This is a genomic window from Lysobacter sp. H21R4 (genome assembly GCF_015277535.1).
Classification (GTDB): Bacteria; Pseudomonadota; Gammaproteobacteria; order Xanthomonadales; family Xanthomonadaceae; genus Novilysobacter; species Novilysobacter ciconiae.
Window position 1 is genome coordinate 2031965 of the sequence record NZ_CP063772.1, and the last position, 20707, is coordinate 2052671.

General features: G+C 69.4%; 17 protein-coding genes. 6 read left to right on the forward strand and 11 right to left on the reverse strand.

The annotated features are described in order from the left end of the window. Window positions 1–42: 42 nt before the first annotated feature. Window positions 43–2880 (reverse strand): EAL domain-containing protein, encoded by a 2838-nt coding sequence (locus tag INQ40_RS09205; RefSeq protein WP_228481979.1) that lies wholly within the window; start codon window positions 2878–2880, stop codon window positions 43–45. A gap of 267 nt (window positions 2881–3147) precedes the next feature. On the opposite strand from INQ40_RS09205, the gene INQ40_RS09210 reads away from it, so the two are divergent. The 5 genes from INQ40_RS09210 (at window position 3148) to INQ40_RS09230 (ending at window position 9893) form a co-directional block, all read left to right on the forward strand. After that, entirely contained in the window at window positions 3148–3759 is a 612-nt protein-coding gene (locus INQ40_RS09210) for a YigZ family protein (protein ID WP_194340207.1), read from the forward strand. A 40-nt stretch (window positions 3760–3799) separates the two neighbouring features. Next, window positions 3800–5590, forward strand: a complete 1791-nt coding sequence (locus INQ40_RS09215; RefSeq protein WP_194340208.1) for an ABC transporter transmembrane domain-containing protein — start codon at window positions 3800–3802, stop codon at window positions 5588–5590. 56 nt (window positions 5591–5646) lie between these two features. Beyond that, on the forward strand, window positions 5647–7092 hold the full coding sequence (locus INQ40_RS09220) for an MATE family efflux transporter (protein ID WP_194342501.1): 1446 nt from the start codon (window positions 5647–5649) through the stop codon (window positions 7090–7092). A gap of 147 nt (window positions 7093–7239) precedes the next feature. Beyond that, window positions 7240–7713, forward strand: a complete 474-nt coding sequence (locus INQ40_RS09225; protein WP_194340209.1) for a DUF2946 family protein — start codon at window positions 7240–7242, stop codon at window positions 7711–7713. An 80-nt stretch (window positions 7714–7793) separates the two neighbouring features. Then, on the forward strand, window positions 7794–9893 hold the full coding sequence (locus INQ40_RS09230) for a TonB-dependent copper receptor (RefSeq protein ID WP_228481980.1): 2100 nt from the start codon (window positions 7794–7796) through the stop codon (window positions 9891–9893). On the opposite strand, the gene INQ40_RS09235 is transcribed toward INQ40_RS09230, so the two are convergent. From INQ40_RS09235 to INQ40_RS09275, 9 genes are all read right to left on the reverse strand, one after another. Continuing rightward, window positions 9877–11589: an acyl-CoA dehydrogenase family protein gene (locus INQ40_RS09235; RefSeq protein WP_194340210.1), complete on the reverse strand. Its 1713-nt coding sequence runs from the start codon at window positions 11587–11589 to the stop codon at window positions 9877–9879. The genes INQ40_RS09230 and INQ40_RS09235 overlap by 17 nt on opposite strands. A 120-nt stretch (window positions 11590–11709) precedes the next feature. Beyond that, the gene (locus tag INQ40_RS09240) at window positions 11710–11916 is read right to left on the reverse strand and encodes a cold-shock protein (RefSeq protein ID WP_043957320.1); all 207 of its coding nucleotides are present in this window, start codon (window positions 11914–11916) and stop codon (window positions 11710–11712) included. Window positions 11917–12018: 102 nt separating this feature from the next. After that, window positions 12019–12798, reverse strand: a complete 780-nt coding sequence (locus INQ40_RS09245; RefSeq protein ID WP_194340211.1) for an S-methyl-5'-thioinosine phosphorylase — start codon at window positions 12796–12798, stop codon at window positions 12019–12021. Beyond that, entirely contained in the window at window positions 12799–13359 is a 561-nt protein-coding gene (locus INQ40_RS09250; RefSeq protein ID WP_194340212.1) for a hypoxanthine-guanine phosphoribosyltransferase, read from the reverse strand. It lies immediately after the preceding gene. Next, a complete protein-coding gene (gene nagZ / locus INQ40_RS09255) occupies window positions 13356–14351 on the reverse strand; it encodes a beta-N-acetylhexosaminidase (protein ID WP_194340213.1) in 996 nt (331 codons plus the stop codon). The genes INQ40_RS09250 and nagZ overlap by 4 nt, the downstream gene beginning before the upstream one ends. 52 nt (window positions 14352–14403) lie before the next feature. Beyond that, a complete protein-coding gene (locus INQ40_RS09260) occupies window positions 14404–14922 on the reverse strand; it encodes a CYTH domain-containing protein (protein ID WP_194340214.1) in 519 nt (172 codons plus the stop codon). 3 nt (window positions 14923–14925) lie between these two features. Beyond that, entirely contained in the window at window positions 14926–16254 is a 1329-nt protein-coding gene (gene rlmD / locus INQ40_RS09265) for a 23S rRNA (uracil(1939)-C(5))-methyltransferase RlmD (protein ID WP_194340215.1), read from the reverse strand. 129 nt (window positions 16255–16383) lie between these two features. Further along, window positions 16384–17019 (reverse strand): DUF1318 domain-containing protein, encoded by a 636-nt coding sequence (locus tag INQ40_RS09270; RefSeq protein WP_194340216.1) that lies wholly within the window; start codon window positions 17017–17019, stop codon window positions 16384–16386. A 45-nt stretch (window positions 17020–17064) separates the two neighbouring features. Next, window positions 17065–19086 carry a hypothetical protein gene (locus INQ40_RS09275; RefSeq protein WP_194340217.1) on the reverse strand — a complete coding sequence of 674 codons (2022 nt, stop codon included), beginning with the start codon at window positions 19084–19086 and terminating at the stop codon, window positions 17065–17067. A gap of 112 nt (window positions 19087–19198) precedes the next feature. On the opposite strand from INQ40_RS09275, the gene INQ40_RS09280 reads away from it, so the two are divergent. Beyond that, window positions 19199–19945: a response regulator gene (locus INQ40_RS09280; protein WP_194340218.1), complete on the forward strand. Its 747-nt coding sequence runs from the start codon at window positions 19199–19201 to the stop codon at window positions 19943–19945. On the opposite strand, the gene recO is transcribed toward INQ40_RS09280, so the two are convergent. Further along, complete coding sequence (recO, locus tag INQ40_RS09285; protein WP_194340219.1) at window positions 19942–20676, reverse strand: DNA repair protein RecO; 735 nt, start codon at window positions 20674–20676, stop codon at window positions 19942–19944. The two genes, INQ40_RS09280 and recO, sit on opposite strands and share 4 nt — an antisense overlap. Between the last annotated feature and the right edge of the window lie 31 nt (window positions 20677–20707).

Sequence of the window (20707 nt, forward strand, 5' to 3'; positions counted from 1 at the left end):
TCAGTCGACGGTTCTACGGAACCGGTCGTCAACCGCGAGGCTTCACTCAACCGGCTCAAGCGGCGCGATGAGCTCTGGCTGCCGCATCTGCGGCGCCGGACGGCCCAGCAGGAAACCCTGGCCGCGCTGGCAGCCCAGCTCGAACAGGATGTCGCGCTGGGCCTCCGTCTCGATGCCTTCGCCGATGGTGTGGATGCCCAGGGTGCCGGCCAGCGCCTGGATCGCGCGCACCACGGCGATGCTCTCGGCCTGCTTCTCGCCGGTCAACCCGGCCACGAAGCTGCGGTCGATCTTCAGGCATTCAATCGGGAAGCGGTGCAGGCACGACAGCGCCGAATAACCGGTGCCAAAGTCGTCCAGCTGGGCCAGCACGCCGTGGCTGCGCAGCGTATGCAGGGTGCTGAGGGTTCGCCCGATGTCGTCGAACAGCGCCACCTCGGTGATCTCGATGCGCAACTGGTGCGGGTTGGCGCCGGCGTTGTGGATCAGGCGCATCAGGCGATCGGCGAAATCCGCCGAGCGGAAATGGCGCGGCGAGACGTTGACCGACACGTAGCCGTCCACGCCCCGCGACAGGCGGGTGATCACCTGCGCGTACATCAGCCAGTCGACTTCCTCGATCAGGCCGTTGTCCTCGCCCAGGCCGATGAACTCGCCGGGAGCGAGCAGGCCGCGCGTGGGGTGGCGCCAGCGCAGCAGCGCCTCGTGGCCGACGACGTGGTGCCCGTCCAGGCTCACGATCGGCTGGTAGTAGGGAATGAAGTTGTCGCCGTTGATGGCCCGGCGCAGGTCGGCCTCCAGGTCGAGGATGCGCGACGCCTCCTCGCGCATGTCCTCGTCGAACACCGCCCAGCGGTCGCGGCCGCTGGCCTTGGCGCGGTACATCGCCGCGTCCGCATCGCGCAGCAGGTCGGTCGCGCTGTGATAGCGCGGCTGCCACATCGCGATGCCGACGCTGGCGGCCGGAAACACCTCGCGCCCGGCGATCCAATAGGCCTGGCCCAGCGAATGCAGCACGCGTTGGGCCAGGCTGGTGGCGACATGCACGCCTTCTATGTCGTTGACCAGCACGGCGAATTCGTCGCCGCCCAGTCGCGCGACCAGGTCGTGCTCGCGGGCGGCAGCGACGATGCGCCGGCCGGCCTCCACCAGCAGGTCGTCGCCGGCGGAGTGGCCCACGCTGTCGTTGATCAGCTTGAACCGGTCCAGGTCCAGGAACAGCACCGCGAAACCGCCCGCGCCCTCGCCGGCGTGGGAGTGCACGCCGGCGTGGGCCTTGCTCAGCGCGACGCCGAGGTGGTCGAGCAACTGGCTGCGATTGGGCAGGCCGGTGAGCTCGTCGTGGCGCGCCTGGTGGGTCAGCTGCTGCTCGGCGTGCAGGCGCTCGCCGATCTGCTCCAGCAGCTCGGCATTGGCCATGGCCAGTTCGCGCGTGCGCGAGTCCACCCGCTGCTCCAGCTCGGCGTGCGCCAGCACCAGCCGTTCCTGCTCCTGTTTGCGGGTCAAGCCGATGCTGATGTGGTTGGCCACGAAGGTCAGCAGGTCCTGGTCGCGGGCGGTGAAGCTGATCTCCGGCGAATAGCTCTGCACGGCAATGACGCCGACCACGATGTTGTTGCGGTACAGCGGCACGCCGAGCCAGCAGTGGGCGACGGTGCCGCGGCCCTGGAAGCCGGTCATGCGGTGCGGTTCGGTCAGCAGCGCGCGGCCCGTGGCGATGACGTGCTCGGTCATCCCCGAATCGAGCAGGCGACTGGCCCGGTGGATGTCGTGCTCGTCGATCGAGTACGGAAATTCCAGGCGCGCGCCGTCTTCCGAGAGCAGCGCGATATAGAAGTTGCGCGCGTCCAGCAGCTCGTTCACCACCGCGTGCACCTGGGCGTAGAAGATCTCCAGCGTCTCGGCGGTGATGGACAGGTCGGCGATCCGGAACAGGGCGCGTTGCAGCTTCTCCGCGCGCTGGCGCTCGAGGATCTCCGAGTGCAGGTCGCGGTTGCTCAGCTGCAGGGCGCGGGTGCGCTCCTCCACCCGCCGCTCCAGCTCCTCGCGGGCCTGGTGGCGGTCCAGCGCGGTCAGGATGTGCTGGGCGACGAATACCAGCAGCGCCTGTTCCTCGGTGCCGTAGCAACCGGGGCGGTCGTAGCTTTGCACCACGATCGCTCCGACCACGCTGTCGTCGCGGCGCATGGTCACCCCCAGCCAGTCGTCGCTGTCGGGGCCGTGGCGCGAGTCGTGCGGCACGCCCAGGCGCAGGCGCACTTCCTCGGAGGACCCGAACGCCGCCTCGCCGTGGCGGATCAAGGCCAGGGTCAGGCTGTTGGGCGCGCTGTCCACCGGTATGCCGACCGCCGGATCGGGCAGGAACGGATCCAGCTGGTCGGCGAAATAGAGGAACCGATAGACCTGGTTGGCATCGTCGTACAGCACGATGTAGAAGTTTTCCGCGTACATCAGCCGGGCCACCACGCCGTGGATGCGCTCCAGCATGTCGGCCAGTTCCAGGCTGGAGCCGGCCAGGTCGGCGATTTCGTACAGCGCCTGCTGCAGCTGCTCGGACTTCTCCAGCTCCTTGACCCGGGCGCGGGCGTGCTCGGCCGCCAGGTGCAGCTCGATGGTGCGGCGGGCCAGCACCATCCACGCCGTGCGCTGGGCGGCGGTCATGGCGTGCGGCAGCTCAACCACCAGCACCGACGGGCCCTCATCGCCGTCCCAGTCCAGTTCGATGCGATGGGTGTCCGCGGCGATCGGATCCGATGGCGATTGCGCCCCGTGTTCCGGAAATGTGGACCGGTCATCACGCGCACGCACGTGAAGCCGCGACCCCGGCGGCAGGGTGGCATCGATCATCGGCAGCAACCCGCCGCCTCCCTCCCAATTCACGGCAACGGGATCGGCTGGGGCGTGCGCAATGGACGTGGTCTGGTGGCGCACTCGGCAGCTCCTCCCCTTGGCCGCACGGAGAATAGCGCGGCGCGGGCCCGAATGCCGAACAAAGGAGCGGAGCCTCGCCGGTGAACGCACTTTGCGGGTCCGGCGGCCGAGCCTTACCCTGATCACCATGCATTCCCCGCTTCAACCAAACTGCCGCCTGCGTGGACCGGGCGGTGCCCGACGATCCGCCCGCGCGCGGCGGCGGGGAATCCGCTGATGGGCGACCACACACTGGCCGGTCGTGCGAGCCACGAGATCGAGGTCAAGCACAGCCGCTTTCTTGCGCTTGCGGCGCCGGTGGACTCGCCCGAGGCGGCACTGGCTTTCGTGGCCGAGGTCGGCGATCCGGCCGCCACCCACAACTGCTGGGCCTACCGGATCGGTGAGCTGTACCGGTCCAGCGATGACGGCGAGCCGGCAGGCACCGCCGGGCGCCCCATCCTGTCGGCCATCGATGGCCAGGGACTGGACCAGACCGTGGTCGTGGTGACGCGCTGGTACGGCGGCATCAACCTGGGCGCCGGCGGACTGGTCCGCGCCTACGGCGGCTGCGCGGCGGAATGCCTGCGCACCGCGCGGCGGCGTCCGCTGATCGAGTATGTCGAGTGCACGCTCCAGTTCGGTTTCGCCGATACCGGCGTGGTCCACGCGGCACTGGCCGCGCACGGGGTCGAGAAGCTGGACGAGCGATTCACCGCCGCCGGCGCGCGCTTGCGGCTGCGCCTGCCCGCCAGCCGGCTGGACGAACTGGGCGAGCAGCTGCGCGATGCAACGCGCGACCGCGCGCGGCTGGCCACCCTCGCCGCGGACACGGACCAGCCACGATGATTCCGCGACTCGCCCCCCTTGATAGCGGACAATACCGCGCATGAGTGACACTTCCGCAGCACCCGCGCCGCCCTCCGACACCGCTGTGGCCAAGCCTCCGGTCGGCAACCTCAAGGCGCTGTGGCCGTTCGTCAGCCGCCACCGCGCCCTGTTTGCCGGCTGGCTGATCGCGCTGGCGTGCTCGTCGGCGGCCACGCTGAGCCTGCCGGTCGCCTTCAAGACCATGATCGACCGTGGCTTCGCCCAGGGCGGCGGCAGCGCGATCGACCAGGCCTTCGTGCTGCTTTTCGCGGTCGCGGTCGCGCTGGCACTCGCCACGGCGGCGCGCTTTTTCTTCGTGTCGCTGCTCGGCGAGCGCGTGGTCGCCGACCTGCGCGGCCGCCTCTACTCGCACCTGATCGGCCTGGACGCCGGCTTCCACGACCGCAGCCGCAGCGGCGAGCTGGTCTCTCGCCTGACCGCGGACGCGGAGCTGCTGCGCGGCGTCATCGCCACCAGCATGTCGGTGGCCCTGCGCAGCGTGGTGACCTTCCTGGGCAGCATCGTGATGCTGTTCGTCAGCAGCCCCCACCTGGCGGCGTATGCACTGGTCGGCATTCCGCTGGCCGTGTTGCCGATCGTGGTCGGGGGACGCCGGCTGAAGCGGATATCGCGTGACAGCCAGGACCGGGTCGCCGACGCCAACACCCTGGCCAACGAGACCCTGGGCGCGGTGTCCACAGTGCAGGCGCATGCGCGTGAACCCTACGAGCTCGGTCGCTTCAGCGACGCGCTGAAGATCGCCGTTGCCACCGCACGCCGGCGTATCCAGGCGCAGGCCTGGGTGACCGCAATCGCGATCGTGTTGATCTTCGGCGCGATCACCCTGGTGCTGTGGTCCGGCGCTCACGATGTCGCCGAAGGCCGGATGAGCGCCGGCACCCTGGGTCAGTTCGTCCTGTACGCCATGATCGGCGGCGGCTCGGTGGGCTCGCTGGCGGAGGTCTGGAACGAGGTGCAGCGCGCCGCCGGCGGCATGGGCCGGATCGGCGAACTGCTCGCCGAGGAGTCCAGCATCACCGCACCGGCGCATCCCGAACCGCTGCCCGCGCCACTGCGTGGCGACATCGTCCTGGACGGGGTCACCTTCCATTACCCGATGCGTCCGGACCACCCGGCTCTGGAGGATTTCAGCCTGCACGTGCATCCCGGAGAGACCGTCGCACTGGTCGGCCCGTCGGGTGCCGGCAAGAGCACCGTGCTGTCGATGCTGCTGCGCTTCCACGATCCGGCCCAGGGCAGCATCACCATCGACGGCATCGACATCCGCCGTTTCGACCCGGCCGACCTGCGCGGCGCCATTGCGCTGGTGCCGCAGCAACCCAGCATCTTCGCCACCACCGCGCGCGACAACATCCGTTACGGACGCCTGGAAGCCAGCGACGCCGACGTCGACGCGGCCGTGGAGGCCGCCCACGCCAGCGATTTCATCAGCGCGCTGCCCGAGGGACTGGACACCGAGCTCGGTGAACGCGGCGCGCGCCTGTCGGGCGGCCAGCAGCAACGCATCGCGATCGCCCGCGCGCTGCTCAAGGACGCGCCGATCCTGCTCCTGGACGAGGCCACCAGCGCGCTGGACGCACAGAGCGAGCGCGCCGTGCAGCAGGCACTGGACACGCTGATGGAGGGTCGCACCACGCTGGTGATCGCACATCGCCTGGCGACAGTGCTCAAGGCCGACCGGATCGTGGTGATGGACCACGGCCGTATCGTCGCCGAAGGCACCCACGACCAGCTGCTGCGCGAGGACGGCCTGTACGCCGACCTGGCCAAGCTGCAGTTTCTGGATTGAGCAGGAAAGAGCCCAAGAGCGTGCGCCTGCTGACGGAAGGTCCCGTCGGCCGCACGATGATCGTCTTCGCGCTGCCGATCATGGCGGGCAACGCGGCGCAGTCGCTCAATGGCTCGATCAATGCGATCTGGGTCGGCCGCTTCCTCGGCGAGGCGGCGCTGACGGCGACCGCCAACGCCAACAACGTGATGTTCTTCCTGATCGGCGCGGTATTCGGTATCGGCATGGCCGCCACGATCCTGATCGGCCAGGCCACCGGCGCCCACGACAACGCCCAGGCGCGCCGGGTGATGGGTACCAGCGCGACGTTCTTCATCAGCCTGTCGGTAATCCTGGCGGTGACCGGATGGTTCGTCGCCGATCCGCTGCTGCGGCTGATGGACACGCCGGCCGCCGCGCTGCCGCTGGCGGAGAGCTACCTGAAGGTGATCTTCCTGGCGATGCCGTTCATCTATGCGTTTGCCTTCGTGTCCGCGGCGCTGCGCGGTGTCGGTGATTCGCGCACCCCCTTCCGCTTCCTGTTGCTGTCGGTGGTGCTGGACGTGATTTTCAACCCGCTGCTGATCTTCGGCATCGGTCCGTTCCCGGAGATGGGCATCGCCGGCTCGGCCACGGCGACCGTCGTTGGCCAAGGCATCAGCCTGCTGGCGATGCTGCTGTACCTGCGGCGCAAGCAGCATCCCTTGTGGCTCGGTCGCGCGGACGCGCACCTGTTCCGCCTGGACCTGACGATCCTGCGCGCGCTGGTGGTCAAGGGCGTGCCGATGGGCCTGCAGATGGTGCTGATCTCGGCGGCGATGATCGCGATGATGACTATGGTCAACGCCTACGGCATCGCCACCGCAGCGGCGTACGGCGCGGCGCTGCAGCTGTGGACCTACGTGCAGATGCCGGCGATGGCGATCGGCGCCGCCTGTTCCTCGATAGCCGCCCAGAGCGTCGGTGCCGGCGACTGGAAGCGCGTCAACGCCACCGCGCATACCGGCATCGGCTACAACTTCCTCCTCACCGGCGCTTTGATCGCGCCGTTGATCCTGCTGGATCGCTACAGCTTCGCGCTGTTCCTGCCCGACGGCAGCGACTCGATGGAGATCGCCCGCCACCTGAACCACATTGGCGTGTGGTCTTTCCTGTTCTTCGGGGTGACCTTCGTGGTCTCAGGCGTGGTTCGTGCCACCGGCGCCGTGATCCCGCCGCTGGTGATCCTCGGCATTGCCCTGTGGGGCGTGCGCGTCCCGTTTGCGGAGATGCTGCAGCCCTCGATGGGCGTGGACGCGGTGTGGTGGAGTTTCCCGGTGAGTGCCGCCTCGGCGATGGTGATGTCGCTGGCGTACTACCGCTGGGGCCGCTGGCGCAGCGCGAAGATGCTGCCGACCGACCCGCGCGCGGTCGCCATTCCGTCCGAGGTCCCGGCCTGCGCACCGTCACCGATCGCCGACCCCGCTCCGGATCGCGAACCGGACGACCTGGACGCCGCCGCGCTGGCGGACCGCTCGAGTTGAGATGGTGGCCGCAGAGCCTCTCCGGGTCAGCAACCACCGGGCAAAACGACGTCAATCGTGGAGGCACCGCGCAACCATACGGGCAAGCATGGTTGGACTTGACCTGGATCAGCACGGCGCAACGCGGCTGACCGACAATAGCCGCACATGAACAGCCGCCCGTTGCACCGCTGGATGCGTCACCTGGCCCTCGCCGCCACCCTGGCGCTGGCCCTGGTACCGAGCCTGGGCCGCCTGGCGGGCCAGCCGGCAATGCCGATGCATACGATGCCTGCCGCCGCGGCGGCGCGTGCCAACAGCGGCGTCATGGGCGATGCCGCGCATGCCTCCCACAGCGGCGAGACAAGGGGCCCGGAGAACCCCCTCGTCACGGCGCACGGGCATGCCTCCACGCTCGATGCCGGCGATCGCCAGCCGCCTGCCGGCAACGGTCATCACGGCTCCGATGACGACTGCGCGTACTGCCCGCTGCTGGCCGGCACGACCGCCCTTCCCGCCCCCGGGCTCCCTGCCGCGTTGCCCATGCAGCGCGACGCGGTGCGGGTGCCGGCGATCCGAACCCCGACGTTGGATCGGCACCCGACCGGCCTGGGCTCCCGCGGACCGCCGATCACGGCCTGAGCTCCGCCCTCCGCGTTTCCCCTTCTCGACCCCGCATCCGCGGCAATGGCCGCGCGCACCCCGGTGCCAGGAGTTTGACCATGTTCCGCAATGCCCGTTTCCCCTCCCGCATGCCGCGGGCCCGTTCCACGCGCCTGTCGCTGGCGATCGTGACCGCCTTGGCGTGCCTGCCCGTCCACGCCGAGGTGCCCGGCGACGCGGCCCGGACCGCACCCGCGCCGTTTGATTTCCAGCAGGTCGTGGTGACCTCCGCGCGGCCGGTGTCGGCGCTCACCTTCGAGACCGATCCGCGCCTTCCCCGGCAACCGGTTCCCGCCAGCGACGGCGCCGACTACCTCAAGACCATTCCCGGCTTCACCGCCATCCGCAACGGCGGCACCAACGGCGATCCCGTGCTGCGCGGCATGTTCGGCTCGCGCCTGAACCTGCTCAGCAACGACGGCGCGATGCCCGGCGCCTGCCCGTCGCGGATGGACAACCCGATGTCCTACGTGTCGCCGGAAACCTATGACAGCCTGGTCGTGGTCAAGGGGCCACAGACCGTCCTGTGGGGACCGGGCGCCTCGGCAGGCACGGTGCGCTTCTCGCGCGACCGCGAGCAGTTCGACGAGCCGACGGTGAAACTCGCCGGCAGCCTGCTGGGCGGCTCATTCGGCCGCAATGACCAGGTGCTCGATGCCGCCTTCGGCGCGCAGCCCGGCTACGCGCGCATCAGCGCCAACCGCTCCGACTCCGACGATTACCGCGATGGCAACGGCAACGCCGTGGCCTCGGAGTGGAACAAGTGGAACGCCGACCTCGCCCTGGGCTGGACGCCGGATGCCGATACCGTGGTGGAAGCGACCGCCGGCGTCGGCGACGGCGAGGCACGTTACGCCGGTCGCGGCATGGACGGCTCGCAGTTCAAACGCGACAGCTACGGCCTGCGCCTGGAGAAGAAGAACCTCCCCGGCGCGCTGGACTCGATCGAGGCCAACGTGTTCTACAACCGCGCCGACCACGTCATGGACAACTACAGCCTGCGCCGGCCCAACCCCGATGGTCCGATGCCGATGCCGATGGCCTCCAACGTGGAACGCGCCACCACCGGGGGCCGCGCCGCCGCCACGTGGCTGGGCGACAGCGTCGATGTCACCGCTGGCTTCGACGTGCAGGACAGCCGCCACCGGCGCCGCTCCGGCCACGGCCGCAATGCCTACCAGCTGCAGCCGTGGGCGGTGGACGCGCGCTTCCGCAACCTGGGCGTGTTTGCCGAGGGCACCTGGCGTGCCGACGAGGGCCAGCGTGTCATTGCCGGCCTGCGCACCGACCGCGCGCGGGCGACCGACGAGCGCACCACACTCGGCAAGATGGGCCGGCCCAACCCCACCGCCGGCAGCAGCCGCACCGAAACCCTGTCCGCCGGCTTCATCCGCTTCGAGCGGGACCTGGTCGATCAGCCGGTCACCTGGTACGCCGGCCTGGGCCATACCGAACGCATGCCCGACTACTGGGAACTGTTCTCGCCCGACATGGGCCCGGTCGGCACGCCCAACGCCTTCGCCGGCGTGGAGACGGAAAAGACCACGCAGCTCGACGTCGGCGTGCAGTACCGCAGCAAGACCTGGGATGCCTGGGTGTCCGCCTATGCCGGCCGCGTCGACGACTTCATCCTGTTCCGCTACGGCGGCGCCGGGATGATGGGACCGATGTCCTCGGTGTCCAACGTGGACGCGCGCATCCACGGCGGCGAACTGGGCGTGGAGTACCGGCCGTCCGCGCAGTGGACCCTGGGTGGCACGCTCGCCCATTCCTGGGGCAAGAACCGGGACGTCGGCACCGCCCTGCCGCAGATGCCACCGCTGGAAGCGCGCCTGTCGCTGGGGTGGGACGACAGCCAGTGGTCGTTCGGGGCGCTGGTGCGCGGCGTCGCCTCGCAGGACCGCATCGCGTTGGCCCGGGGCAGCGTGGTCGGCCAGGACCTCGGGCCGAGCGCGGGGTTTGCGACGTTCGCGCTCAACGGTGGCTACCGCTTCAACAGCCTGGCCCAGCTGACGGTCGGCGTGGACAACGTGTTTGACCGCACCTACAGCGAGCACCTGAACCTGGCCGGCAACGCCGACTTCGGCTATCCGGCCGACCCGGTGCGCATCAACGAGCCCGGACGCACGGCCTGGGTCAAGCTCAACCTGAAGTACTGATGCCGGCCGGCAGCGCCCGCTCGATCAGCGCGTCCATGGGCACCCCCGCCGGCAGGGTGCCCATGGCCAGGCCGTGTTCGCCACCTAGACGACTGCGACAGAAGGCCTGCGCGGCGGGGCTGCCGGCGCGAAGCAGCAGTGAGGCCTGCAGCGCCAGGGCGAGGCGCTCCACGAACCCGCGCGCCTGGGCGGGCTCCACCGCTGCCCCTTCGGTAAGCGCGGCGCGCAGGTGTTCGATGGCCTGCGCGTACTCGCTGCCACCCTCGCCTGCAGCGACCAGTTCCGCCCACACGGCAGCGCCGGTGTCGGGCTCGCGCTGCAGCGCCCGCAGAACGTCCAGGCACTGGATGTTGCCGCTGCCTTCCCAGATCGAGTTCAACGGCGCCTGACGATACAGGCGCGGCATGAGCGACTCCTCGATGTAGCCGTTGCCACCCAGACACTCCTGCGCCTCGTTCACGAATGCCGGCGCACGTCGGCAGACCCAGTACTTGCCCACGGCCGTACCGATCCTGGCCAGGGCGGCCTCGGCCGGGTCGCGCTCGGCAGCATCGACCGCGCGCGCTATCCGCATGGCCAGCACCAGCGCCGCCTCGGCCTCCACGGCCAGGTCGGCCAGCACATTCGCCATCAAGGGCTGCCCAAGCAGGCGCTTGCCGAAAGCATGACGGTGTCGGCAGTGGTGGATCGCCCGGGCCAGCGCCATGCGCATCTGCGCTGCCCCGCCGAGCAGGCAGTCCAGCCGGGTCAGCATCACCATTTCCAGGATCGTGGCAACGCCGCGCCCTTCGGCGCCGACCGGAAACGCCAGCGCGCCGCACAATTCGATCTCCGAGGAGGCGTTCGACCAGTCACCCAGCTTGTCCTTCAGCCGGATCAACCGGAACGCATTTTTGCTGCCGTCCTCCAGGACGCGCGGCATCAGGAAACAGCCGAGCCCACCCGGTGCCTGCGCCAGCATCAGGAAGCCGTCGCTCATAGGTGCCGACAGGAACCACTTGTGGCCGACCAGGCGGTAGCCGCTGCCGTCGGCCAACGCGGTCGCCACGGTGGTGTTGGCACGCACGTCGCTGCCGCCCTGTTTCTCGGTCATGCCCATGCCGATGGTGACGCCGGCCTTGTCGGCGACCGGGACCTCGCGCGGGTCGTACAGCGGCGCGGCCGCCTTCTCGGCCCATTGCGCCAGCGCCGGCTCGCGTCGCAGCACCGGCACCGCCGCGTGGGTCATTGTCAGCGGACAACTCGTGCCCGGCTCGACCTGGTGGTGCAGGTAGCTCAGCGCGGCCCGCACCACGTGCCCGCCGGGCTGCTCGTGGCGCCAGGACCAACCGGCGACGCCGTGGCGGATCGCCGCATCCATCAGCGAGTGGTAGGCCGGATGGAATGCGACGCGGTCGATCCGGTGGCCGAAGCGGTCGTGGCTGAGCAGCCGCGGGCGGTCGCGGTGGGCGTCGTCGGCCCACTCCAAAGCCGGACCGCCGGCGAGCACGGCGTAGCTCGCGATGGCCTGCCGACCCTCCTCGACCGATCCCGGCTCAGGCTGCGGCTGTAGAAGCGACAACTCCCGCGCCAGCGCATCGCGCAGCACGGCGTCATCGCGCCACAGATCACGTGGGCCGAATGGCGGCGGCTGGTTGTCCACCCGGTGGGTCTCAAACGGCGCAGCGGACTCCTGCGCCTGCGGCAACGGCTCCATGTCTGTCTCCCGTAGCGACCTGCCGACCAATCTAGCGCAAGGCCGGCCCGCACCGCGGCCAACAGTCAACGCCCACAAAAAACCCCGCCGAAGCGGGGCTTTTCTACTCACGTGGCGCGGCTATTCGGCCGGGGTGATGTCGGACGCCTGCGCGCCCTTCGGTCCCTGGGTCAGCTCGTAGCTGACGCGCTGGCCTTCCTGAAGGCTGCGGAAGCCCTTCGCGTTGATGGCGGAGAAGTGTGCGAACACGTCCGCGCTTCCGTCTTCAGGGGAAATGAAGCCAAATCCCTTGGCGTCGTTGAACCATTTCACAGTGCCGTACTGCATATCCTTGATGACCTCGTGGCTGGGTGGTGACCCGCGCTGCGGGAGCAAGCGCGGGTGCCCCGAGTATGCAAACTGAACGCCTGCTTTACAACATCACCATTCTCAGCCCGGATTTTCGCTCGCCAGCTGAACCATCACCGCCTCCAGCAGGGCCGGCAATCCCGCCGACGCGCTGGCGACGTTGTCGAGCACGTCCTGCAGGGTGATCACCTCGCTGGCATCCGGACCGGCGCCTGCCGCCCAGTTCGCGACGATGGCCAGGCACGCGTAATCCAGCCCCATCTCGCGCGCCAGGCCGGCTTCGGGCATGCCGGTCATGCCCACCAGATCGCAGCCGTCGCGCCGCATGCGGCTGATTTCGGCGCGGGTTTCCAGTCGTGGGCCCTGGGTGGCACCGTAGCAACCGCCATCCACCAGGGCGACACCGGCCTGCCGCGCGGCCGCGAGCACGCTCTGGCGCAACTGCGGCGTATATGGCTCACCGAAATCCACATGCAGGACCTCGCTGCCGGGCTCCTCGCAAAGGGTCGAGACCCGGCCCCAGGTGTAGTCGATCAACTGGTCGGGGCAGCCGAGCACGCCGGGACCGAAAGCGGCAGTGATGCCGCCCACGGTGTTCAGGGCGAGCACGCGCTTGGCCCCCAGCGATTTCAGCGCCGACAGGTTGGCGCGGTAGTTGATCAGGTGCGGGGGAACGGAATGGCCTTCGCCGTGGCGCGCCAGGAAGGCCACGCGATGGCCACCCAGGCGTCCCACCCGCACCGGTCCGGACGGCTGGCCGTACGGCGTCACCCGCGAGTGGGCTTCCATGCCACGAAGTTCGGCCAGTGCGTAGACACCGGTGCCGCCGATGACGGCCAGTTCAATCGATTCGCTCATCACTCAGTCCTTCATCGCGTAGATCGCCGGCAGGTTGCGGCCCTGCTCCTGGTAGTCCATGCCGTAGCCGAACACATACCGGTCCGGCACCTGAAGGCCGACGTAATCGGCCTGAAGGTGCGCGATCGCACGGTCGTGGTGTTTCACCGCAAGGGCGGCGATGCGCACGTCAACGGCGCCTTCGGCCAGGCACCATTCCACGATCGCGGCCATGGTCAGGCCCTCGTCGAAGATGTCGTCCACCAGCAGCACCCGGCGGCCACGCAGGGCGGTAGCCGGGCGATGTTTCCACACCAGCTCGCCACCTGACGTCGCGCCCCGGTAGCGGGTCGCGTGCAGGTAGTCGAACTCCAGGTCCAGGCCACGAACGCCGAGCTCCATTGCCAGCTGGGAGGCAAACGGCATCCCCCCGTGCATGACGGTCAGGTACACCGGGCGGGTGTCCACGCCGTCGGTGTAATCATCGCGAATGACATCGGCCATCGCGCCGATCGCCTGCTCCACCGCCGCGCGGTCGAACAGCACATCCGCGCTGGCCAACACTTCGCGCAGGCTGGCGCTCACGCCACGCCTCCATGACGGTCACGGCGGTCGCGGTAGTGCTGGTCGGCGAGCAGGTTGTCCCAGCCCATCGCGCCGCCGCCGATCAGGCCGGTCAGCGCCATGGTGTTGAGCTTGCGGCCTTCCACGGCCTTGAGCGACTCATCCACCAACTCGGGATGGCACACCAGCACCACGTCGCAGCCGGCATCCAGGTGCAGGTCGACGCGCTGCTTGATGCCGCCGGCGGAGAATGCCGCGGCCATGCCGATGTCGTCGGAGAACACCACGCCGCGGAAGCCGATCTCCTTGCGCAGGATCTCCTCGATCCAGCGCCGCGAGTAGCCGGCCGGCTCGGGAGCCACCTGCGGATAGACCACGTGCGCCATCATCACCGCGTCCGCGCGGGCCTTGATGCCGGCCAGGAACGGGACCAGGTCCAGCGCGCGCAACTCCTCCAGCGGGCGCGGGTCCACCGCGTCGTCGAAGTGGGTGTCTTCCAGCACCGAGCCGTGGCCGGGGAAGTGCTTCAGCGTGGCGGCCATCCCGGCCTGGTGCATGCCTTCGACGTAGGCGACGGTGAGCGCGGCGACCACTTCGGGGTCGGCGTCGAACGCGCGGTCGCCGATGGCGCGGTTGCCGCGTCCCAGATCGACCACGGGGGCGAAGCTCAGGTCGATGCCGCTGGCCTTGATCTCGCTGGCCATCAGCCATGCGTGCTCGCGTGCGCGCACCAGCGCCGCAGCGGGATCGGCCGCGTAGTCGCGACCCAGGCCGTCCAGCGAAGGCAGTGCGCTGTAGCCCTGGCGGAAACGCTGGACCCGTCCGCCTTCCTGATCGACGCAGATCAGCTGCGGTCGCGGCGCGGCCTCGCGGATCGCGCGGGCCAGATCATCCACCTGATCGCGCGAGGCGAAGTTGCGGGTGAACAGGATCACGCCGGCGCAGCCCTCGTGCTGCAGCCAGTCGCGCTCCTGCGCGGTAAGTTCAGTGCCGGCAACGCCGATTACGAGCATGGGCAACTCCTGGGAATTAGCGGTAGGCGGCTCGCGCCGGGTGTCATGCGGATCATGGCGCAGCCGCCCCGGCGCGTTGCTGCGCGGACCACTGCGAGAACGGGTGCGAGGCCAGGGCCAGGTTGTAGTAACGCGACTCGTCGGTCACCTCGACCCCCAGCCAATCGGGCCGCTGGAAGGACTCGTCCGCGTCGGCCAGTTCGATCTCGGCGACCACGAGACCGGCGTTGTCGCCAAGAAACTCGTCCACTTCCCACAGGTGCCCGCCGACCTTCACCAGGTGGCGGCGCTTGTCGACCAGGCCGCCAACCGAGAGTGCCAGCAGCGCGCGCGCATCGGCCACCGGGATCGGGTACTCGAATTCCTGGCGTGTGTGCCCCAGCTCGAGCGATTTGAGATTCAGGTGCGCGGCGTCGCCGGCGATGCGGACCCGCACCGAGGCCTTCATCGCGCCGGTGTCCATCGCCGCCAGGTCATTGAGATAGCCCTGCGCCATGGGCACGACCTCGTGCGCAGCCGCGCGCCAGCCATCGCCGATGACCAGGAATTTGCGTTCGATCTCGATCGCCATGGCTCAGGCCTTCTCGAACATGGCAATGGACTCCACGTGGGCGGTCTGCGGGAACATGTCCATCACGCCCGCCACCTGCAGCTTCCAGCCACGCGCGGCCAGCAACGCGGTGTCGCGCGCCAGCGAGGCCGGATGGCAGCTGACGTAGACGATGCGCTGGAACTGGTCCAGCGGCAGATGCTCCAGCACGAACGCTGCCCCAGAGCGCGGCGGATCCAGCAGCAGCTTGTCGAAGCCCTGCTCCATCCACGGCTGGCCGGACAGGTCCAGCGACAGGTCCGCGGCGTGGAAGCGCGCATTGTCGATGCCGTTGCGCTGTGCGTTGTCCCGCGCGCGCTCCACCAGGCCGGCATCACCTTCCACCCCCACCACCTCGCGCACGCGGCGCGCCAGCGGCAGGGTGAAGTTGCCCAGCCCGCAGAACAGGTCGAGCACGCGGTCGCCGGGCTGCACGTCCAGCAGGTCCATCGCCAGCTGGATCATGCGTTCGTTGAGCCCCGCGTTGACCTGGATGAAATCCAGCGGACGGAACGCGAACTCGAGGTTCCAGTGCGGCATCCGGAACGACAGCGCCGGATCAGGCGGCCACAGGGGATGGACGCTGTCGACACCGCCGGGCTGGAGGAAGATCGCAAAGCCGTGCTGCTGGCCGAAGGCGACCAGCGACGCCTGGTCATCGGTCGACAGCGGCGCCATGTGGCGGATGACCAGCGCCACGCCATTGAACTGCGCGGTGGCATCGCCGGCGATGAACTCGATCTGTGGAATGTCGCTGCGTGCGTGCAGGCTGTCGACCAGCTCGGCGAGTGCCGCGACCTTCGTGCCCACCTCGGGGATGACGGTGTGGCAATGGTGGATCTCGGCGACGAAGCGCGGGTCGGTCTCGCGGAATCCAACCAGCGTTTTCCCCTTCTTCTCCACCCGCCGCACTGAGAAGCGGCCTTTGCGTCGATAGCCCCAGGCGGCATCCACCAGCGGCTCGAGCAGTCGGGGCGGCACGATGCCCGCGGCATCGCGCAGGTGATCCAGAAGGACGGCCTGCTTGGCAAGGATCTGGCTGCTGCCGTCGAGGTGCTGCAGCGCGCAGCCACCGCACGTGCCGAAGTGCCCGCACCGCGGCGTCACCCGGTCCGCCGCCGCCTGCAATACCTCAACGGTGCGTGCCTCGTGGACGCCGCGCCGGCGTCCGGTGCGGGTCGCAAGCACGCGCTCGCCGGGCAGCGCGCCCGCCACCAGCATCACCACGTCACCGGCAAGGCGGGCCACGCCGCGACCGTCGGGAGACAGGGCGTGGATGTCCACTTCAAACGGGGTTTTGTCGAGACGGGCCACTAGCACTGAGGTCAGCCGGGGGCCGCGTATTGTCGCAGATGCCGCGGCCGGCACGGCAGCCGCCACGTGGCCAGCCGCCTGCACGGGCGATGGCAGGCCCTGCGAGCTGCCGCTCGGCCCGGCGGCGCGTTACTTCTGCTTCCAGCTGCCGCCGCTCTGGTACCACCAGCCGCTGCGGGCGCTTTCCGCCCACTGCTTGGCGAATACCTCACGGATCTGGCCTTCCCACTCCGGGTGCCCATTGGCCACGGCGACTTCGCGATAGACGGCGTTGCGGTCGCGATTGTCCTCGGCCACCGCCTGCTGGATGCTGGCGCGATCCTTCAGCGGCAGCTTGGCCGCGTCGCGGACGACAATGGTGCCGTCGCTGGCAAAGCCCAGCGCACCGGCATCAAAGCCGGCCCGCAGGCTGCTGTCGAAACGCGCCGCCATCCTGGCCTGGATCGCCTGGATGGCCGGGGTCTTGATGCTGATGTCCGGCGACTGCGCGCGGGCGCTGCCGATCCCCACCACCGCGTACAGGTCGACCCGCGAGGCCAGTTGGCGCAGGGACGAGGTGCACCCATCGATCATCGCCGACGGACCGCCATCCTTTTTGTCGCCCGACTCGTCCGCGGGCGGGGTCGAGCTGGCTTCGTCACCGATGACCTTGTCGACAAACTCCCGCGCCGCTTCGCGTGCTTCGGCAGCGGGAAAGTAGACGTTGATGGTTACGCATGCCGTGACCAGCACGGCGGCAACCGGAATTCCCATCAAACGGCGCATGTAAGTCTCCTGGGGGGGCACCCGAAATTATGAGCCGACGGTACGCTAGTCGACCACCGCTTTCACCTCTCCCTTGCCGACCGCGGCCAGGCGCTCGACCAGGGTCGGCCAGTCGACCCTGCGATTGAAACCCAGCACGGTCAAGCGCGGCACGCCCGAGCCTTCCACGAGCACGAAGCCATCGCCGGCCGGTGCAAGGCCTTGCATGGTGCAGACCTCGTTGGCCAGCTTGCAGCCGATACCCAGCCGCGAGTAGCCGAAATCATCGAAGAAGCCGATCAGTTGCGATTGCAGCGAGTTCACGAACGACGCGTTGCCGACGCTGGTGAGGTCCTGGACCGCGCGCTGGCTGATGCGCTGGCGCACGCCGCGGTGGCGATCGGTGACCAGCCACGCGTCGAAGGCGACCGCTTCCCAGCCCACCAGCCGCAGCTCGGCGACGCGGCCATCGAGCTTGCCGCTGATGCTGCCAAAATCGAAGGCGCCGGTGAGCGCGGTCAGGTCGATGTCGTCAAACACGATGTCGGCAGACAGGGTCGGCAGCACGCCGAACGGGCGCTCCATCGACAGCGCCGACACGCCGACCCGGCCGCCGAACAGCTGCATCTCCAGGCCACCGTCCAGGATCAGCTGTTCGTCGCGGTAGTGGGCGTCGGGAATGCTGCCGCTCAGGGTGCCGGCAAAGGCTGGCCAGTCCAGCGCTTCGGACAACCGGGACACGTCCAGCTCCTCCAGCGCGACGCCAAAGCGCAGCACGGCGCCGCCGGCGTCCAGTGGTGGTCGCATCAGCAGATGGTTGAGCAGAACCTTTCCGCCGAGCAGCGGCACCGCCACGGCCTCGCGCAGCTGCACGTTGCCGCCCTCGCTGCGGAACGGCAGGCGGGCGGCGCCGAGCGCCATGCCGTGCAAGGTACCGCCACTCCACTGCAGCGCGCTGTTGACCGCAGCGCCGGAGGACAGCGCGACGTCCCCTTCCAGGCCGGCGAACGAGAACCGCTCGTCCGCATCCACCAGATTCACGCCCGCCAGATGCAGGTCGGCATCGGCCAGCTGGCCGCCGCGCATGCGCACGGAGCCGTCGGCAGCCCCGGCGAACGTCATCTCCCCCAGCCCGGCCATGCCCAGCCAACCGCTGAGGTAACCGTCGCGCAGCGGCGCCAGATCCGGCGCGCGCACGCGCAGGTCCAGCGCGTCGAGGTCATTGTCCGTATCCAGCCCCGCGCTGCCTTTCACGGTGAGGATGCCGGGGTCATTCCAGTACAACTCCGGCAGTTTCCAGCCTTCACCGTCGTGGTGCTCGGCGCCCACGCGCAGATCGATCCGGCGTTGCTCCAGCGCCAGGTAGGTGGTCCCCCACAACAGTTCGCCGCCATCCAGCCGGCCCTCCAAGCGGATCAGATCGGCATCACCCAAAAGCGCATCGACGTTGATCATCGCATCAAGATCGGCCGCGGCGATGCTGCCGTCTTCGGTATCCACGCCAGCGCCATGAAGGGCCACCGGGCCGCTGATCCGCAGCGGCTGATTGTCGACGGCGCGCACGGTCAGGCGCGCATCACCCGTGCCGGTACCGATCACCGCCGCCGGCCACGCCTGCGACAACAGCGCCTGGGTCCAGACCAGCGGAATGCGGGTCAGGTCGATCCGGGTCGCATCCGGGTTCGCGGCCTCGCGATGCACACCAATTCGGCTCGCACCGCTCGCCAGCTGCGCATCGATATCCATCGCGTCGACCGCAATCGACAGCTGCATCGGCGCGGCATTGCCGCTGCGGACCTCGCCGTCGCACGCCCAAGCCTGGGAATCCTTGCGCCGCAGCCGGCAGCGCCAGTCCAGGTTGTCGAAGCGGTAGCCCAGCGAGGGCGAATCGATCCGCCTGGCGCGCAGCCGCAATTCACCGTGCGGTGCGCCGGCAGGCCACAACAATCGGATGCTCACCTCGTCGAGCTCCGCGATCGCCGAATCGATGCGCTCGATCTGTGCGGTCAGCGTACGCGCCTGCGCCTGGCCACAGAGCAGCGTGAGCAGGAGTGCCAGCGCCAGCAACAACCGCGCCTGTACACCCATCGCGCGGTCGCGCGCACGCTGTCGGGCGACGCCGTTCGACAGGGGCGATGGCGGCGGCGATAGTAGCGGCCCAAGCATCGTTGCAGCATACCCAGCGGAGCCAGCGATTCCGATGAACGATCCACGCGGACTGCCCCGAATCCTGCTGGTGGAGGATGAGCCGACGAGTGCGGCCTTTCTGGCTGCGGCCGCGCGCGCGACCCCGGCACACGTCGATGTCGCCCCCGACGTGGCGACGGCGCTGGTGCTGGCAAGCCGGAACACCTACGAGTTGTGGATGGTCGACGCCACCCTGCCCGACGGCAGCGGCAGTGATCTCCTGCAACGGCTGCAGGAGGATCGTCCGGGCGTACCGGCGATTGCCCACACCGCCAGCGACGATGCCGCGCAACTCGCCGCACTGGCCGGTGCCGGCTTCATCGAGGTGCTGCGCAAGCCGCTGCCAACGGCCGAAGTGCAGGCCGCGGTGCGTCGCGCGCTGCACCTTCCGGCGCACGCCGCCGTCACTGATCCCCGCACCGCGGAGACAACGGTGCCGATGTGGGACGATCGCGCCGCCGCGGCCGCGCTGAACGGCAATGACGAGCACGTCGCCATCCTGCGCGGCCTGTTTCTGGACGAGCTGCCGCAGGCCTGCGAGCGCCTTGCAGCGGCCGCCCGGGCCGACAATGTCGAGACGGTGGGCGCGGAACTGCACCGCCTGCGCGCCAGTTGCGGTTTCGTCGGCGCCGCCCGGCTGGCCATGCTCGTGAAGCGCTTGCAAGGTGAGCCGTCCAGTCCGGAGTTGCTGGAGCGCTTCGTTGACGCCGCGCGCGACGCCCTGTCGCAACCGCCCGGTAGCGCCGCACGCGCCAGCTAGTCGGGCGCCGGTGCGCGGCTGGGCATGCCCGCAAGCATTTCCCAAGACTTGAGTCCGCGCGGCCCCAGATGGTGGGCGAGCACGGTGCGCAGGACCCGGCGGAGCCCGGGCAGGTCGTCCGGATCGGGCACGCCGTCGCTCGCCAGGCACAGCAGGCCCCGCCCGGACGCCGCCCGGCTGCGATCGCCATGGCCACGGTCGCTCAGCACCCGCTGCGGTCCCTGTTCCGGATCAACCCGGTAGCGTGCGGCCGGATCGATCGGATCGCCCTCGCCGTCCTGGCTCCAGTCAAACCCCACACCCAGGCCTTCCAGCAGGTCGCGCTCGAAGCGGCGCAGGGTCCAGGCCAGCGGCGCCTCGGCACGTAGGCGTTCGCGGGTCACCGCGTAGGCAACGAACAGGTCCGGCTGGGGTTCGCCACGCGGCGTCAGCCGCAGGGTCAGCTCGTTGATGTAGAAGCCGGCCAGCATCGCGTCGCCGATCAGGCGTGGCGCCGCATCCAGCGCCTCCGCCGATCGCAATTGGGCCAGCTCGCCCTGTTGCACGGCATCGAGACGGATCGACTGCAAGGGCTGCAGCGCGGCACGCAGCGGGTGGCGCTTCGCCCCGCGTACACCGCGGGCGACGAGGCCGATACGGCCGTGGTTCGCGCTGAGCACCTCGACCAGCAGGCTGGTTTCGCGCCAGGCCCGCGCATGCAGCACGAAGGCAGGCTCGTCACTCAGGCGCATCGACGCCGTCCCCGCGCCGCGTGCCCGTTGC

Coding starts and splice junctions, on each gene's coding strand:
- INQ40_RS09210 (WP_194340207.1), top strand. CDS start 3,148: ATGGGCGACCACACACTGGCCGGTCGTGCGAGCCACGAGATCGAGGTC.
- INQ40_RS09215 (WP_194340208.1), top strand. CDS start 3,800: ATGAGTGACACTTCCGCAGCACCCGCGCCGCCCTCCGACACCGCTGTG.
- INQ40_RS09220 (WP_194342501.1), top strand. CDS start 5,647: ATGATCGTCTTCGCGCTGCCGATCATGGCGGGCAACGCGGCGCAGTCG.
- INQ40_RS09225 (WP_194340209.1), top strand. CDS start 7,240: ATGAACAGCCGCCCGTTGCACCGCTGGATGCGTCACCTGGCCCTCGCC.
- INQ40_RS09230 (WP_228481980.1), top strand. CDS start 7,794: ATGTTCCGCAATGCCCGTTTCCCCTCCCGCATGCCGCGGGCCCGTTCC.
- INQ40_RS09235 (WP_194340210.1), bottom strand. CDS start 11,589: ATGGAGCCGTTGCCGCAGGCGCAGGAGTCCGCTGCGCCGTTTGAGACC.
- INQ40_RS09240 (WP_043957320.1), bottom strand. CDS start 11,916: ATGCAGTACGGCACTGTGAAATGGTTCAACGACGCCAAGGGATTTGGC.
- nagZ (WP_194340213.1), bottom strand. CDS start 14,351: ATGCTCGTAATCGGCGTTGCCGGCACTGAACTTACCGCGCAGGAGCGC.
- INQ40_RS09260 (WP_194340214.1), bottom strand. CDS start 14,922: ATGGCGATCGAGATCGAACGCAAATTCCTGGTCATCGGCGATGGCTGG.
- INQ40_RS09270 (WP_194340216.1), bottom strand. CDS start 17,019: ATGCGCCGTTTGATGGGAATTCCGGTTGCCGCCGTGCTGGTCACGGCA.
- INQ40_RS09275 (WP_194340217.1), bottom strand. CDS start 19,086: ATGGGTGTACAGGCGCGGTTGTTGCTGGCGCTGGCACTCCTGCTCACG.
- INQ40_RS09280 (WP_194340218.1), top strand. CDS start 19,199: ATGAACGATCCACGCGGACTGCCCCGAATCCTGCTGGTGGAGGATGAG.
- recO (WP_194340219.1), bottom strand. CDS start 20,676: ATGCGCCTGAGTGACGAGCCTGCCTTCGTGCTGCATGCGCGGGCCTGG.